Annotated in this window: 14 protein-coding genes, 1 tRNA gene and 1 pseudogene; 8 read left to right on the top strand and 8 right to left on the bottom strand. The window is 60.3% G+C overall.

The window, feature by feature from the left end:
- Positions 1-41 precede the first annotated feature (41 nt).
- From AC1DOG_RS15650 to AC1DOG_RS15630, 5 genes are all read right to left on the bottom strand, one after another.
- Positions 42-1,250, bottom strand: coding sequence for an ABC transporter permease (locus AC1DOG_RS15650; RefSeq protein ID WP_018899949.1), 1,209 nt, complete (start codon positions 1,248-1,250; stop codon positions 42-44).
- The gene (locus tag AC1DOG_RS15645; protein WP_477929233.1) at positions 1,240-1,956 is read right to left on the bottom strand and encodes an ABC transporter ATP-binding protein; all 717 of its coding nucleotides are present in this window, start codon (positions 1,954-1,956) and stop codon (positions 1,240-1,242) included. Before AC1DOG_RS15645 ends, AC1DOG_RS15650 begins: the two co-directional genes overlap by 11 nt.
- Before the next feature lie 9 nt (positions 1,957-1,965).
- On the bottom strand, positions 1,966-3,279 hold the full coding sequence (locus AC1DOG_RS15640; RefSeq protein WP_477929231.1) for an efflux RND transporter periplasmic adaptor subunit: 1,314 nt from the start codon (positions 3,277-3,279) through the stop codon (positions 1,966-1,968).
- A gap of 226 nt (positions 3,280-3,505) precedes the next feature.
- Positions 3,506-3,712 (bottom strand): hypothetical protein, encoded by a 207-nt coding sequence (locus tag AC1DOG_RS15635; RefSeq protein WP_289726373.1) that lies wholly within the window; start codon positions 3,710-3,712, stop codon positions 3,506-3,508.
- A gap of 238 nt (positions 3,713-3,950) precedes the next feature.
- Positions 3,951-4,026, bottom strand: a tRNA-Lys gene (locus tag AC1DOG_RS15630).
- A gap of 200 nt (positions 4,027-4,226) precedes the next feature.
- On the opposite strand from AC1DOG_RS15630, the pseudogene AC1DOG_RS15625 reads away from it, so the two are divergent.
- The 3 genes and pseudogenes from AC1DOG_RS15625 to AC1DOG_RS15615 form a co-directional block, all read left to right on the top strand.
- Positions 4,227-4,490: pseudogene (locus tag AC1DOG_RS15625) on the top strand (DUF2934 domain-containing protein); the annotation flags it as partial.
- Between the two features lie 87 nt (positions 4,491-4,577).
- Positions 4,578-4,739 carry an entericidin domain-containing protein gene (locus AC1DOG_RS15620; RefSeq protein ID WP_477929229.1) on the top strand — a complete coding sequence of 54 codons (162 nt, stop codon included), beginning with the start codon at positions 4,578-4,580 and terminating at the stop codon, positions 4,737-4,739.
- A 182-nt stretch (positions 4,740-4,921) separates the two neighbouring features.
- Positions 4,922-5,251 (top strand): DUF6665 family protein, encoded by a 330-nt coding sequence (locus AC1DOG_RS15615; protein WP_477929227.1) that lies wholly within the window; start codon positions 4,922-4,924, stop codon positions 5,249-5,251.
- Between the two features lie 16 nt (positions 5,252-5,267).
- Here the strand turns inward: AC1DOG_RS15615 and AC1DOG_RS15610 are convergent, their stop codons facing one another.
- Entirely contained in the window at positions 5,268-7,073 is a 1,806-nt protein-coding gene (locus AC1DOG_RS15610) for a diguanylate cyclase (RefSeq protein ID WP_477929225.1), read from the bottom strand.
- 162 nt (positions 7,074-7,235) lie between these two features.
- Here AC1DOG_RS15610 and AC1DOG_RS15605 point away from each other — a divergent pair, with 162 nt between their 5' ends.
- Positions 7,236-7,985 carry a cytochrome c biogenesis CcdA family protein gene (locus AC1DOG_RS15605; protein ID WP_477929223.1) on the top strand — a complete coding sequence of 250 codons (750 nt, stop codon included), beginning with the start codon at positions 7,236-7,238 and terminating at the stop codon, positions 7,983-7,985.
- A gap of 85 nt (positions 7,986-8,070) precedes the next feature.
- On the opposite strand, the gene AC1DOG_RS15600 is transcribed toward AC1DOG_RS15605, so the two are convergent.
- Both AC1DOG_RS15600 and AC1DOG_RS15595 read right to left on the bottom strand, forming a co-directional pair.
- Positions 8,071-9,126, bottom strand: a complete 1,056-nt coding sequence (locus AC1DOG_RS15600; protein ID WP_477929221.1) for a porin — start codon at positions 9,124-9,126, stop codon at positions 8,071-8,073.
- A gap of 271 nt (positions 9,127-9,397) precedes the next feature.
- On the bottom strand, positions 9,398-9,790 hold the full coding sequence (locus AC1DOG_RS15595; RefSeq protein WP_113200240.1) for a hypothetical protein: 393 nt from the start codon (positions 9,788-9,790) through the stop codon (positions 9,398-9,400).
- A gap of 141 nt (positions 9,791-9,931) precedes the next feature.
- On the opposite strand from AC1DOG_RS15595, the gene AC1DOG_RS15590 reads away from it, so the two are divergent.
- The 4 genes from AC1DOG_RS15590 to AC1DOG_RS15575 all read left to right on the top strand — a co-directional run bounded on the left by AC1DOG_RS15590 (position 9,932) and on the right by AC1DOG_RS15575 (position 13,878).
- Positions 9,932-10,810, top strand: coding sequence for a sulfurtransferase (locus AC1DOG_RS15590; RefSeq protein WP_477929219.1), 879 nt, complete (start codon positions 9,932-9,934; stop codon positions 10,808-10,810).
- A 278-nt stretch (positions 10,811-11,088) separates the two neighbouring features.
- Entirely contained in the window at positions 11,089-11,928 is an 840-nt protein-coding gene (locus tag AC1DOG_RS15585) for an ABC transporter ATP-binding protein (RefSeq protein ID WP_477929217.1), read from the top strand.
- On the top strand, positions 11,925-12,791 hold the full coding sequence (locus AC1DOG_RS15580; protein ID WP_477929215.1) for an ABC transporter permease: 867 nt from the start codon (positions 11,925-11,927) through the stop codon (positions 12,789-12,791). The genes AC1DOG_RS15585 and AC1DOG_RS15580 overlap by 4 nt, the downstream gene beginning before the upstream one ends.
- 10 nt (positions 12,792-12,801) lie before the next feature.
- Positions 12,802-13,878 carry an LLM class flavin-dependent oxidoreductase gene (locus AC1DOG_RS15575; protein WP_477929213.1) on the top strand — a complete coding sequence of 359 codons (1,077 nt, stop codon included), beginning with the start codon at positions 12,802-12,804 and terminating at the stop codon, positions 13,876-13,878.
- The last annotated feature ends 6 nt before the right edge of the window (positions 13,879-13,884 follow it).

The following is a 13,884-nucleotide window of genomic DNA, read 5'->3' as shown; positions in this document are numbered from 1 at the left end:
GATATATTAGGCCGAAGGGAGAGCCGTTATTTTACAGCGACTTACTCGTGCCTCAGCGCATCGATCGGATTGAGCTGGGCGGCCCGCCTTGCCGGGAAATAGCCGAAGATCATGCCGATCGCGGCGGAAAAGGCGAAGGCCACGATGATCATCGTCGGGCTCACCACGAACGGCACCTTGAGTAGCGAGACGGCGCCGAAGCCAAGCCCCAGCCCCAGCAGAATGCCGCTCATGCCGCCGAATATCGACAGCGCCACCGCCTCGACCAGGAACTGCATCAGCACCTGCCGCTCCAGCGCTCCGATCGCCAGGCGAATGCCGATTTCGCGCGTGCGCTCGGTCACAGAGACCAGCATGATGTTCATGATGCCGATACCGCCCACGAGCAGACTGATCGCGGCCACCGCGCCAAGCAGGCTGGTGAGCAGCGTCGTCGTTCCGGTCATCGCGGCTGCGATCTGGGTCATGTCATTGACGTTGAAATCGTCTTCGCGGCCGGGAATGATCTTGCGGCGTTCGCGCAGCAGGTTTTCCGTGTCCGACTGGACCTTCGATGTCGCAACGCCATCGCGCGCCGAGATCAGGATCATCGAGACATTGGCATTGGCCTTGCCGCCGATACGGCGCTGGTAGACCTTGATCGGCACGATGACGACATCGTCCTGGTCGGTGCCCATGCCGGATTGTCCGCGCTTGGCCAGAACGCCGATGACGCCGCAGGAGACCTTGCCGACGCGCACCTGCTGGCCGATCGGATCGGCGGACCCAAAGAGCTGCGAGCGGACAGTCTCGCCGAGAATGCAGCGCGCGCGGCCGCGCTCTTCGGCGGCGTCAAAGGTACGGCCGGAGGCGATATCCCAATCCTGCGCGGTGAAATAGTCGTTGGTGGTGCCCATCACCGTCGTCGAGTGGCTCTGCCCGCCATAGATGACGGTTGCCGTGGTCTGGTTGAGCGGCGCCACGGCCCGCAGCCCGCTCACCTGCTCGCTGATGGCGTCGACATCGGCCACGGTGAAGCGCCGTGCCTCGGAGCTTGCGCGGCCTGGGCCGAACTGGCCGGGGCGGGCAAACAGCATGTTGGTGCCCAGACGCGACAGCTCGGAGGTGACCTGCGCGGTGGTACCGTTGCCGATCGTGACCAGCGCGATGACGGCGGCGACGCCGATGACGACGCCAAGCACCGTCAGGAACGACCGCAGCATGTTGCGGCTGATGGCACGAAGCGCGAGCTTGACCGTCTCAAGAAACATGACCCGCCCTTCCCTGATGCGCCATTTCCGCTTCCAGCTTTCCATCGACGAAGCGCAGCAGCCGCTGTGCATAGGCTGCGATGTCAGGCTCGTGCGTGACCATGACGATGGTGATGCCCTGCTCGCGGTTGAGCCGCGTCATCAGGTCCATGATTTCGATGCTGGTCTTGGTGTCGAGATTGCCGGTCGGTTCGTCGGCGAGAAGCAGCGATGGCTGGGTGACGATGGCGCGCGCGATGGCGACGCGCTGCTGCTGGCCGCCGGAAAGCTCCTGCGTCTTGTGATGCTCTCGGCCGCCAAGGCCAACAAGGCCAAGCGCTTCCTTCGCCAGACGATGCCGCTCGGCAGCCGGCATGCCGCGATAGATCAATGGCAGCTCGACATTCTCGACCGCCGACGTGCGCGGCAGAAGATTGAAGCCCTGGAAGACGAAGCCCAGCATGTGACGCCGCAGCATCGTCAATTGCGCGCGGTCGAACCCGGTGGTCGAGATGCCCTGGAACAGATAGTCGCCGGCGCTTGGGACATCGAGACAGCCGAGAATGTTCATGGCCGTGGACTTACCGGAGCCCGATGGCCCCATGATCGCGACGAATTCGTGCTCGCGGATGGCGAGGTCGACATGATCGAGCGCACGGATCGAGGCTTCGCCACGACCGTAGATCTTCGACACCTTGCTGAACTCGATGAGAGGCGGCGTGGTCATGGCGTGCCGCTATCTCGACCGCTCGGTCGAATCGGTGATGATCGCTTCGTTTTCCCTGAGATCGCCTGACGTCACCTGGGTAAACTGGCCGTCGGAGGAGCCGACCTGGATGACAACAGGCGATGGCTTGCCGGATTTCAGCACCCAGACGCGACGCTTGGCGCCAGTCAAGGTCTCGCCACCGCCCTGATTGCCGCCGCGAGGGCCCATGCGTGGGGGAGCGAACATGCCGAAAAGCCCGCGGTTGCGTCTGGTTTCAGTTGCCGGCGGCGCGTAACGCAAGGCGGCGTTCGGCACCATCAGCGTGCTCTTGACCGCTTCGACGGTGACGTCGGCGGTCGCCGTCATGCCCGGGCGCAACAGCAGGTCGGCGTTGTCGACGGAGAGGATGGCCTTGTAGGTGACGACGTTGTTGGTCGTTTCCGAGGCAAAGCGGATCTGCTTGATCTCGGCCGGGAATGTGCGATCCGGATAGGCATCAACCGTGAAGGTGGCTTTCTGACCAACCGCGATCTGGCCGACATCGGCCTCATCGACATCGACCTGCAACTCCATCTGCTTGAGGTCGCCGCCGATGACGAAGAGAACCGGCGCCGAGAGCGAAGCCGCAACTGTCGCGCCTGGATCGACGGAGCGCGTGAGGATTACACCATCGATCGGCGAAACGATCTTGGACTTGGTGAGGTTGACCTGCGCGAGCTGCAGATCGGCTTCCGCCGACAGCACCGCCGCTTCGTTGATCTCCTTGGTGGCGACGGCCGAATCGTACTTGTAGCGCGCGTCCTCGAGGCTCTGCTGCGTCGTCACATTGCTTTGGACGAGATTGCGGTAGCGATCGTAGGAGCTCTTGGCGGACTCCAGATCGGCCGTCGCCTTGACGACGTTCGCCTTCGCCGAATCGAGCTTTGCCTGCGTGCTCTTGACGTCGGCCTCGACCTTGATCGTGTCGAGCACCGCCAAAACGTCACCGGCCTTCACCTCGCTGTTATAGTCGACATTGACATCGCGCACGGTGCCGGAGAGTTCGCTCGATATATCGACCTGCTCCGTCGGCTGTACCGATCCGGTGGCGGTCACAAGCACGGTCAGGTCGCCGTTCTTGACCGGCTGCGTGGTGTAGCTCACCTCGCTGCCGCCTTGGCGCGAATACAGATAGAATCCGCCCCCAAGCGCCGCTATCACGACCAGCGACACCAACGAGCGCTTCCACCAGCGGCCCTTCTGCTTCTGCTGAGAGGCGGCAAGGATAGCGGCGAGATCGGCGTTTGCCGTGCTCATGGGTTTCGTGCTCTGGGGTTTATTGGGCGTTGTCATATCGTTCATGCGGGCAGCCTCGGTCAGATACAGCCAATACGACTGTCAGCTTCGGGAATAACGATCTGAAGCTGAACGCAGGATTAGCAAGTTGACCGCATTGGCACGCAGCAACGTTAAATGGAAATGAAATCTTGGTAATGAAAGTCGAGTTTGTGGCGGGGCCTACGCCGCACATCACCGCTCGCGAGCGCTGATGGCCCGCGTCATTCAGCCACGGCACGAATGGCGCCGATCAGGCGCCAAGTGATTCCAGCGAGACGGGCGGACGGCGCTTGGCAGCCATCAGTAGGTCAAGCTCGGTGGCGGAGGGGCCGAATTTTTCGAACAGGCGAACGGCTTCATCGTCGCCGAGCCTGTATTTGCGCGAGAATTCCGTGAGGCTATAGGCACGGCCACGCAGCACCTTGCGACTATTGGTGTGTTCGATCACGTTGGTCATGGTCATCTCCTTGTATAAGTGAGATTTAGGGCCAAGGATCGATTTGTTAAGCCGCGAATGCGATTGAACCGATTGATTTTCCTAAATATTTTTCGGGAACTTTATTGCCGCTCGTGCATTTGACGCGCTCGTTGAGCCGAAGGTTATCCAGCAACTCGGGCTTGATCCCAAATTTGAGAGTTGCGGATTTTCCGATCCGCTACCAAAACACCAAAAATCGTCTAACGAATTGATTTAATGGTGAGAGCGATGGGGCTCGAACCCATGACCTACTGATTAAAAGTCAGTTGCTCTACCAGCTGAGCTACGCTCTCCCGTGTCGCGAGGCGTCTCTGAAGAGCCCCGTCTGGAAGTGCGCGGAACATATGCAGACGCCCCATTGCGGTCAACTGAAAAATCCACCTTTCCTGTGCATTAGGCACATTTCTTGCGATGGATAGAAAACCACCCGCTGCCTGCGGAACATTTGCTGCTGCCACCAGTTCTAGCGGTGGAAACATCGGAGAACATCATGTCAGACCGTGAAAAAGATATCCGCGACCGCGCCCATTCCATCTGGGAGCGCGAAGGCAGACCTGAGGGACGTCATGAAGAGCATTGGTCGCAGGCGGAGCACGAGATCAATCATGGCGGCGACCAGATCGAGGGTGATGACGTGCCGAACCTCGAGGCGCTCAGGGAAGCGGCAAGACAGCATACCGATGCCTTCATCGTGAAGACGGATCTGGAAGATGCCGACGAGCGGGAAGCGACGCCTGGGATGCGCGAGCAGCCATAGGGCGGCAAGAGTGCGTGAACGGCGATGGAATGCAACCAGCTGCCGGTCCATGCGTTGTGTCACAGGTTCCACGAAAAGGATTGTGACATGACCTCCTCCATCACCACGAAGATCGCGGCTGCTCTTTGCGTCATGCTGGCCCTCAGCTCCTGCGGCAATACGATCCGCGGCATGGGCAAGGATGCGGCCAACACCGTTAACGCAACGCAGAATGCGGGCAACCGGGTTGGCAACGCCGCCGCAAAGTAAGGCGGCTCGTTGCGGCTCGGTTATCACCATTACTCCGAAGCGCAGCTTCTCGGCCGGGGCATCTCAATTGCCTCGGCGCCTATCTTTACCGGCAAGCCGATCCCCCCTACTCTGTCACCGTATTCGCCAAACAAGCTACGCTCGCCCACAGTATAGGTTAGCGCGAGCCTGAGGGTATGGTCATGACCGTTCGTCCGCCGCAATCGCTGAGGCAGCCTTTCTCGGTCGAGAGCGGGTTCAATGTTCTCGAATACGAACTGAGAGCGGAGCGCGCCAGTTCGCTGGGGCGTAGCGGATTGAAGGCTGAGGCGGCCTTGGCAGAGCTTAACGCGTGGGATGCCGCGCGCCACGGTCAGGACGAGCGAGATGCGCGCCTCCGCAAGGCAGCGGATGCTGTCTGGGATTTGTTCGTTCAGCGTGAAATCTGCGGTCTGCGCAACACTCGCGACGTTATCCAACGCTACGCCATTCCGGATGAGGTGCTCGTGCGGCTTGGATCGACGCCGAAGTAGGCGATTGCCTCGCCTTTCAGGCCGATCCGCGCATCTTGCTATCCGGCATCAGCACCGAGGCCATGACTGTCCTGTTGCGCCCTTCCGCCTTCGCTTGCAGCAATGCCGCATCGGCGCGTGTCAGCAATGTCGAGACGGCAGCGCCTTCCGACAGCGAGCCAACGCCGATCGACACCGAGATCGGCCCGAGAATACGGCCGCGATGCGAGAGAGCCAGGCCGCGAATGTTGGAGCGCAGGCGCTCGGCAATGTCGAATCCTTCGGCATCGCCGATACCAGGCAGCAGTACGGTGAACTCCTCGCCGCCGAAGCGGTAGGCGCGGCCGGCGCCGCCGATCGTGTCGAGAATGGTTTGCGCGACGTAGCGCATGACCTCGTCGCCGGCGTCATGGCCGAACTCGTCGTTGAAGCGCTTGAAGTGATCGATATCGACCATCATGCAGCTGAGCTGCTCCAGTTCGCGATCGCGCGCATGGTTGTTCATGTCCTCGTCGAGCGAGCGCCTGTTATAAAGCCCCGTCAGCGCGTCGCGGATGGAGAGGTTGGTCAGCTTGTCCCGCAGCTGCAGGTTGGCGGCGGCAAGGCCGATGTTCTCGGCGATAAGCTCGAGATAGAGGCGCGATGCCTCGGCTTCCATATGGCCTTGCGGCCGCTCCTCGAAATAGAGCAGCCCGACCACATCGCCCTGCGCCGTCAGCGGGACGCAGAGCCCCATCGTATCGGACTGGTCGAGATGCTGGCAGCTGATGTCGCCGTGCTCATGCGAGCTCACATGCGGACGGCCGCGCCTGAGGCCCCAGCAGGCCGTCGCCGGAAATACAGGCTCGGAGCGCTGCGGCTCGTGCCATGAGGAGATGCGCGACAGTGTCGAGCGGCTTTCGTTCATGATGTAGAGGTTGCCGGCGAGATCTGGAAAGATCTGCGGGGCGAAAAGCGTCACGACTTCGGCCAGCTCCTCCTGCGCTTGGCAGGCCTGCAGGCGGTGCATCATCTGCAGGATCAGGTCCTTGGTCTGCTGGTCGCGCCGGCGCTCGGCATCGAGGCGATCGCGTTCCAGACCGTTTTCGCGGAAGATATGGATGGCCTCGTTCATCTCGCCGATCTCGTCGCGACGGCGATCGAGCGGCACGTCGACCGCGTAATCCTGCTTGGCCAGACGCGTGACGATGCCGGTCATGCGCATCAAGGGCATGGCGACGCGGCGCTTGAGGATAAAATAGAGGACGCTCAGAAACAGAGCGGCAGTGACGGCGAGCAGCGTCTTGGCGATGAAACCCCACCAGTCGCTGCGCAGCTGCGTGTCGTGCATGACGGCCTGGGTGCGGGCGTTCGCGAGATCGCGAAAGCGCGTGACAGCGGCGAGCAGCGCCGTCTGCAGGCGGTCGTGTTCCGGGCCGAACAGGGTCTGACGGGCGCCCACCTGATCGCCGTTGCGATACGCGGCGATCGCCTCTTCCTCGATCTTGTCGAGAACGTCGGCGTTTTTCTCCACATCCTCGAGCGCCTGCATTTCGATGGGCGTGGCGCCCAAGTCGCGGACACCTTTGATTGCGCGTTCGCGCCGACGCTCCTCGCCTTCCTTGCCCTGGAAGGCATCGAGATGCCTGATGTCGTCGCGCATGACATAGAGGCGCGCCTCATCGGTGCGCTCTTCAGCGCCCAGCGCCAGATCGTCGGCGAGATCGTCCAGCGCCAAGTGTTCCTCGACCGCGATCCGTTCGCGGGTGGCACTTGTGGCAGACAGGATGAAGGCAGAGCCCGAGAGCACGGTCAGAACAACCGTCACTCCGTAGGCCCAGTTGGTGATGACGCTGATCCGCATGAGGGTATATTAGGGCATTCGAATTGCCAGACAATTAACACGGGTAACGCAGGTTGTATTGGACTATCCAAACGCCTGAAACGCGAGACGCAAAAAGGTGATTGGCGGCGGGCCACCGGCTGCGCTAGGACTGCGCTCGAATGCCCTGCGCCGGAGAACCGCGTGTCGATTGCCGATATTTCCCTGTTGAGTGCCTTGCTTGCCGGCGCCCTGTCATTTCTCTCGCCCTGCGTGCTGCCGCTGGTGCCGCCTTACCTCTGTTATATGGCCGGCATTTCCGTCGAGCAGTTCCGGGGTGGCGGGGCGGTGACGGTTGCGCCGGATGTGCGCCGCGGCGTGCTGTTTTCGGCGCTGTTCTTCACGCTCGGCTTTGCCACCGTCTTCGTGGCGCTCGGGGCCGGCGCGTCGAGCATCGGCATGGCGCTGCGCCAGCATCTCGATCTTCTCTCCAAGATCGGCGGGCTGATCATCATCGTCATGGGCCTGAACTTCCTCGGCGTCTTCCGCATCGGCGTCCTGGCGCGGGAGGCGCGCTTCCAGGGGAGCGGCAAGCCGGCGACGCTGACGGGCGCCTATGTGATGGGGCTTGCCTTCGCCTTCGGCTGGACACCGTGCATCGGCCCGGTGCTCGGCGCCATCCTGGGTGTTGCCGCCTCGCGCGAAACAGTCGGCTCGGGCGCTGGCCTGCTTGCCGTCTATTCGCTGGGGCTTGCCATCCCCTTCTGGATCGCCGCCGGCTTTTCCGGCGCCTTCATGGGCTTTCTCACGCGCTTCCGCCGCCATCTCGGCACGGTCGAGAAAGTCATGGGGGCTTTCCTGATCCTCACCGGCCTCGCCTTCATCTTCGGTTTTGTCAGCAACGCCGCAATCTGGTTCCAGCAGACCTTTCCAATCCTGATGAAAATCGGCTGATCCGCTCCGATCCTGCGTGACGCGCACGTGAAAGCCCCCGATCCCAGGTCCATGATCGGGGGCTTATTTGCAGTCAGCGTTCTTATCAGAACGCGCGCTGCAGACGGAAGAAGCCAGTCGTCACGTCATCGCCGCGATCAGGATCGAGGTAATTGACCGTCGCCTTGGCGTAGAGATTGTCGGCGATCTGATAATCGACGGTCACGCCGACCTTCCACGCATCACCGAGGCCATTAAATGTGTCGGGTACGCCGACCTTGTTCGCTCCATAATAATTGCCGAAGTACTGAAAGGCCGGCGTGATCTTGAGCTTGTCGGTCGCATCGATCGCGTATTGTGCGGCGACAACCCATTCGGCCTTGCTGTAGTAGGAGTTCGGGCCAGAGGAATAGACCCCAGCCAGACCGAGCGTCCCCGGCCCGAGCTTCACGTTGGCGATCGCGCGAATGGCGCCGTCGTTGTTGTCCGTATCAAAGCCGCCCGTGACCTGGTAGCTGAAGATGCCAGCTTTTCCGCCGACCGCGAAAGCCACACCGACGTTGTTGCTGTTTTCGCCGCGCTGATAGACACCGTCTTCCAGTTCATCGACGCTCAAGCCGGCATAGAAGCTCGACGTCTCATACTGATAGCGCAGCGAGTTGTGGAGCGTGACGGCCGAGCCGATTTCGTCGGTCTCCCCTGAAAGGCCGTCGTCCCACCAGGAATAGAAGAGACCGGCACGAATCCCGGCGACGTCGATATAGGCGGAGTCGAGGATCGCCGACTGGGAAGAGGCATTGTCGGCGTTCGTCTGCAGAACGATCACGCCCGTCAAAGGACCGTATTCCGTGTCGCTCTTGGCAGTGAACTGAACCTGACCGCGCGTAAAGGCATCCCAATCGCTTCTATTGGCAACGGTCGAGCCATTGCCAACAGTTTCACTGCGGTTCGGGCCTGCGCCTACCTGAAAGCGGATGTAGCCGCTGATCTTCAAGCAGGTCTCTGTTCCTGGAATATAGAAATAGCCCGAACCATAGGCGTCGCAAACACGAACATATTCTACAGGCTCGGGTTCAGCGGCGACAATCGCGTCGGCTGCATACACGCCAGAAGAAGCTGCAAGTGCAGCCGTGGAGCCGATGAGAAGGCTCTTGATACTCATAGTATGGATATCCCCAAATAGGACGACTTCCCGGTTCGATGTCAGACCGACATCACCCTCGAACTTGGTCGTCGAATGAAAAATCGAAGCGAATGCTTCCAGTATATAATCTATAATTTTAATAGACTATAAAATCGATAGAGTTCTAAATTGTCGGCAAAGGGGAGCAAAATCTGCTCTTTTTGAGCGGGTCGCGTCACAAAACGACTGCAACATGGAATGGACGGCTCTAGAATCTAATTATAATTCTAGTGACCAATTATCGAATGGCTCACTTTTCCCATTCGGATGAGAAGACGACAAAGGCTCTCTTTAGGACGTCGTTTTCGGCCTGAAGCTTCTCTATCTTCTTGCGAAGACTGAGAACCTCCGCCTCGAGCTGCGCGTGCGTCAGGTTTTTCGCCGGGCGTTCGGCTGGCTCGTCAGCCTCACCCCCGTCTCTGGAGGCTACATCTCGGCTGTCGGCGTCATGCTTCTTGACCCACAGCCGCAGGGACTGCTCGCCGATATTGAACTCATCCGCCACTTCCCGATAGATCGTGCGGTCCATCGGGTTTTTCAGCCTGCGCTCATCGACTGCGGCAATGGCGTTAGAGCGCACGTCTTCCGCATAACGTCTCGCCGAAAACAAACCCTGGCTCTTTTCTTGCGACGAAGAGGACATCAGCACCTTCTGGTCGGGCAGACGTTGCCACCCTACTCCATCTCAGGCTTGCGAAGTGCGGCAAACCAACTAGAATTATTATTATAATTTTTGGAGTCGTGTAAAGTGCGGCCCGCCCCTTCCTCAAAGGAGATGCTCGCTTTGGAGCAAGCAACCTTACCCCTCGTCTCAACCGACTGGCTTGCAAATCATATCGACGACAGCCGCGTCGTCGTTCTCGAACCGACGATCTTCATGGAGCGCGGGACACCGAACGCACCTGCTTCGCGTTTTCGCAGTGGTGTCGATGAATTCGAGCATGAGGGACGTATCCCCGGTGCTAGGTTCGCCGATCTCTTCCTTCGCTTCTCCGATCCAGAAGCCGCGCTGCCTTTCACGCGGCCCACGCAAGAACAGTTCAGCGCCGCCTGCGGCTCGCTTGGCATTCGCCCTGGCAACACGGTGGTCATCTACGATCGGCTGGCCGGTCAATGGGCATCGAGGCTCTGGTGGATCTTCAAGAGCTTCGGACATGAGAATGTCGCGGTTCTCAACGGCGGCTTCAAGAAATACAAGAAGGACGGACTGCCGGTCGAAACGGGGCCAACTGTGCCGTTTGACAAGGTGCATTACGCGCCGACTGGCTCCGAGGACTTTGTCGCCTTCCAGGAAGACGTGAAGGAAATCGTCGCCGGTGAACGAACGGCATCGCTCGTCTGCTTGCTCAAGCAGGATGATTATTCGGGCGCCGTTTCCGTGAGGAGCCGCGCCGGCCATATTCCAACCAGTGTCAATCTTCCCTTCACCGACCTTCTCAACGAGGCGGACAACACGTTGCGAGACGCGGAGGAGTTGAGAGCCGCGTTCTCCAGCGTCGTCCCGTTGGACGGGCGTCTCATCGTGACCTATTGCGGCGGCGGCATCGCCTCGACGCTCGGCGCCTTGGCGTTGGCGGCCATCGGCTACACCAACACGCTCGAATACGATGGCTCCCTCATAGAGTGGATCAGCGACCCCAATGCGCCAATGGAACTCGGCTAACACTCGAGTTGCGGCGCCAGCCGAGTCATCCCAAGACGCACCTTTGGCCACTTCACCTGAGCCTTGCGCCAAAGCGCTAGATCGATTCAGCCTCTAAGGCTGCGTTGAGCCTGACTGCATTCGGCAACGCAGTACGCTGCCCTGTTTTGGGCGTGACGCGCGACCAAATACGGAAAAATTTCCACGACAAAGCCGTTCTAACGAAAAAATCGACCTTTTATAATTATAATTATAATCTATAAAAACCATAGATTATAAAAATTATCAGCAGATCGATGATGAACGTAATGATGCCAATACCAGCCCAACGTCCGCAGAAACCGGCGGCAAGGCGTGTGATAGAACTGCGCCAGGTGAGCAAGGCATATGGCTCGGCGTCCGGACGATGCGTTCAGGCTCTCCAGCCGCTCGACCTCGACATCGACGCCGGCTCATTCGTCGCGATCGTCGGCCGCTCCGGATGCGGGAAATCAACGCTTCTACGTATGGCTGCAGGATTGGAGACGCCGAGCTCAGGCACTCTTTCGATCAATGGCTCGGACGGTGTGAAAAGCGCTCGCTATGTGTTTCAAAGCTACGGAGAATCCCTGCTGCCGTGGCTTAGCGTCGCAAAGAACATAGATTTCGGGCTGCGGCATGCGTTCACGCCAGCCAGCTCGCAGCGCACCGGAAACTCACGCGACAGAGCAAGCCAGATCGATCGTCTTCTGAACGAAGTGGGTCTTCCTGGCACCGCAGCACTTTATCCTTCGGAACTGTCGGGGGGAATGCAGCAGCGCCTCGCCATCGCGCGCGCGCTCGCGTCCGGGCCGGAAATCCTGCTGCTCGACGAGCCATTCAGTGCGATCGATGCGCTAAGCCGCGCGAGCATGCAGGATCTCATGCTTCGGATCTGGCAAGAGCGTCGCATCACCATCGTCTTTGTCACGCACGACATCGACGAAGCACTCTACCTCGCCGACCGGGTTGTCGTGATGGGCGAAGGCGGGATCGGGATAGCACGCGACCTCCCCGTCCCAATCCCCCGCCCGCGCAATCAGGTCGCGACCAGGGAAACGCCGGAATTCCTTCGCCTGCGCCGGGAGATACTCGAACTTGTGCTGGGTGGTGCGAGATGACGCTGCTCGGAACACGCGACGAATTCACCGACGAACGAACGAGCGAGCGGCTGGACAAGCGGCAGAGCTCAAGCAAAGCGGCCGCGCCACGCCTGGTGCGACACTTCCTGCGCAGGCGCGGCTTTGGATGGTCGGTCCTGGCATGCCTCATTGCGGCGTGGCAGATTTCGGCTTGGATAGACTACAATCCGACCGTTTCCTCGCCAGCCCTGATCGGCGAAACGCTTGCCATCGAGCTATGGGGTGGCGATCTGCTGAAGGCGATGCTCGACACGCTTCGCCTGCTTTGCATCGGGTTCGTGATCGCCGCTCCCATCGGTGTCGGTCTGGGCTTCCTCATGGGCCGCGCTCGTATCGTGTGGGCGTTGCTGGAGCCTGTCATCGAGATCGCGCGGGCCAAGCCGACGACCGCAATCATACCCGTGCTCATTCTCTTTTTCGGCGTGGGCGATCTGATGAAGATCCTCGTCTTCCTGCTGTCGGCCGTGTTTCCGCTCCTCATGACTGCTTATGCCGGCGCAAGGAGCCTCTCGCGAACGCTGAAAGAGACGGCGCAGACCTTCCAACTGGGATGGTGGGCCACCCAATGGGAAGTCGCCCTGCCCGCTGCGGCTCCCTACATTCTCGTCGGCATCAGACAGGCGCTCGGCACCTCGCTGATGATGTCAGTCGTCGTCGGCATGGTCGCCGGCAATGACGGCATCGGCTACTACATCCTCGAAGCACAGCAGGCCTTCAACATACGCAAGCTGCTCGCTGCCACCGTTCTCGTGGCGCTCGTCGGATACACCATCAACGCAATCTTCCTGTTCCTGGAAAGCTACCTCGCGCGTCGTCGCGGGTCGCTTCGGGACGCCAACTAGAGTTCATGACATGTTTGAAATCGGCATTTTCAGTTTCGGCGACACCTACCCGCACCCTCTGACAGGCGCACGCCAGTCCGCGCACGAGAGCCTTCGTGACCTCATCGATCGCATCGAGCTCGCAGACCGGCTGGGCCTCGACTTCTACGGTGTCGGCGAACATCATCGCCCGGATTTCTCCGTCAGCGCCTGCTCGACGGTTCTTGCCGCCGCAGCCAGCCGCACCAAGACGATCAAGCTTGGCACGGCGACGATCGTCCTGACCACCGACGATCCCGTGAGGCTTTACGAGCAGTTCGCCACACTCGATCAGATCTCCGCGGGTCGCGCGGAGATCGGACTGGGAAGCGGCGTTTTCCTCGAATCCTACGACCTCTTCGGGGTCGACTATGAAGATCGGAAATGGATCTATGACGAGAAAATCGAACTCATCGCGGCAATCGATGCGTCTGAAAAGATAACATTCGGGGGCAAGAGCCGCCCTCCACTCGACGACCTCATCGTCTGGCCGCGCGCATACGGCGAGCACCTCAGCATCTGGCAGACGACGGGCTTGACCGAGCAGAGTTTCGAAAGAGCCGCGCGGCTTGGACTATCGGTTCAGACCGGCGCGCCGGCTGCAGAATTCGATCGCCTGGCCGGCCTCGTCGCGACTTATCGTGACAAGGGTGCCGAACGCGGATGGAAGCGAGATCGCCTTAAAGTGGCGCTCAGTGCTCACGCCTATATCGGCGACGATCGACGAAAGGCGCTCGATACGTTCTTCCCGCATTACCAGGCCTACGTTTCCAACATGCGCCTCAATCGCGGAAAGCCGGCGCCGACGCGCGAGCAGTTCGAAGAGACGGCAGCGGATCTGAACTCGAACATTATCGTTGGGGACGCCGAACACGTGATTGCCAAGCTAGCGCACCAGAGAGCGCGCATCGGCCACGACCGGCACATCTTCCAGATCGATTGGCGTGCTGTCCCGCAGGCCGATCAGGTTCGCGCGATTGAGATCCTGGCGAACGAGGTTGCGCCCGCCCTGCGCAAGCAGACGACAGCGACCGAAGCCGCCGCACAAACTTTCCCGCCCTTTATTTGAGAGAAG

It is taken from the genome of Rhizobium sp. 01N48 (assembly GCF_056399145.1).
The sequence above is the reverse complement of the archived record's forward strand: the minus strand, read 5'-3'. Positions and strand labels throughout refer to the sequence as shown.

Excerpts from the sequence above, each read along its gene's own strand:
- AC1DOG_RS15600 (WP_477929221.1), bottom strand. The coding sequence starts at position 9,126 with ATGAGTATCAAGAGCCTTCTCATCGGCTCCACGGCTGCACTTGCAGCT.
- AC1DOG_RS15645 (WP_477929233.1), bottom strand. The coding sequence starts at position 1,956 with ATGACCACGCCGCCTCTCATCGAGTTCAGCAAGGTGTCGAAGATCTAC.
- AC1DOG_RS15610 (WP_477929225.1), bottom strand. The coding sequence starts at position 7,073 with ATGCGGATCAGCGTCATCACCAACTGGGCCTACGGAGTGACGGTTGTT.
- AC1DOG_RS15580 (WP_477929215.1), top strand. The coding sequence starts at position 11,925 with ATGACGCTGCTCGGAACACGCGACGAATTCACCGACGAACGAACGAGC.
- AC1DOG_RS15595 (WP_113200240.1), bottom strand. The coding sequence starts at position 9,790 with ATGTCCTCTTCGTCGCAAGAAAAGAGCCAGGGTTTGTTTTCGGCGAGA.
- AC1DOG_RS15650 (WP_018899949.1), bottom strand. The coding sequence starts at position 1,250 with ATGTTTCTTGAGACGGTCAAGCTCGCGCTTCGTGCCATCAGCCGCAAC.
- AC1DOG_RS15620 (WP_477929229.1), top strand. The coding sequence starts at position 4,578 with ATGACCTCCTCCATCACCACGAAGATCGCGGCTGCTCTTTGCGTCATG.
- AC1DOG_RS15585 (WP_477929217.1), top strand. The coding sequence starts at position 11,089 with ATGAACGTAATGATGCCAATACCAGCCCAACGTCCGCAGAAACCGGCG.
- AC1DOG_RS15575 (WP_477929213.1), top strand. The coding sequence starts at position 12,802 with ATGTTTGAAATCGGCATTTTCAGTTTCGGCGACACCTACCCGCACCCT.
- AC1DOG_RS15615 (WP_477929227.1), top strand. The coding sequence starts at position 4,922 with ATGACCGTTCGTCCGCCGCAATCGCTGAGGCAGCCTTTCTCGGTCGAG.
- AC1DOG_RS15635 (WP_289726373.1), bottom strand. The coding sequence starts at position 3,712 with ATGACCAACGTGATCGAACACACCAATAGTCGCAAGGTGCTGCGTGGC.
- AC1DOG_RS15640 (WP_477929231.1), bottom strand. The coding sequence starts at position 3,279 with ATGAACGATATGACAACGCCCAATAAACCCCAGAGCACGAAACCCATG.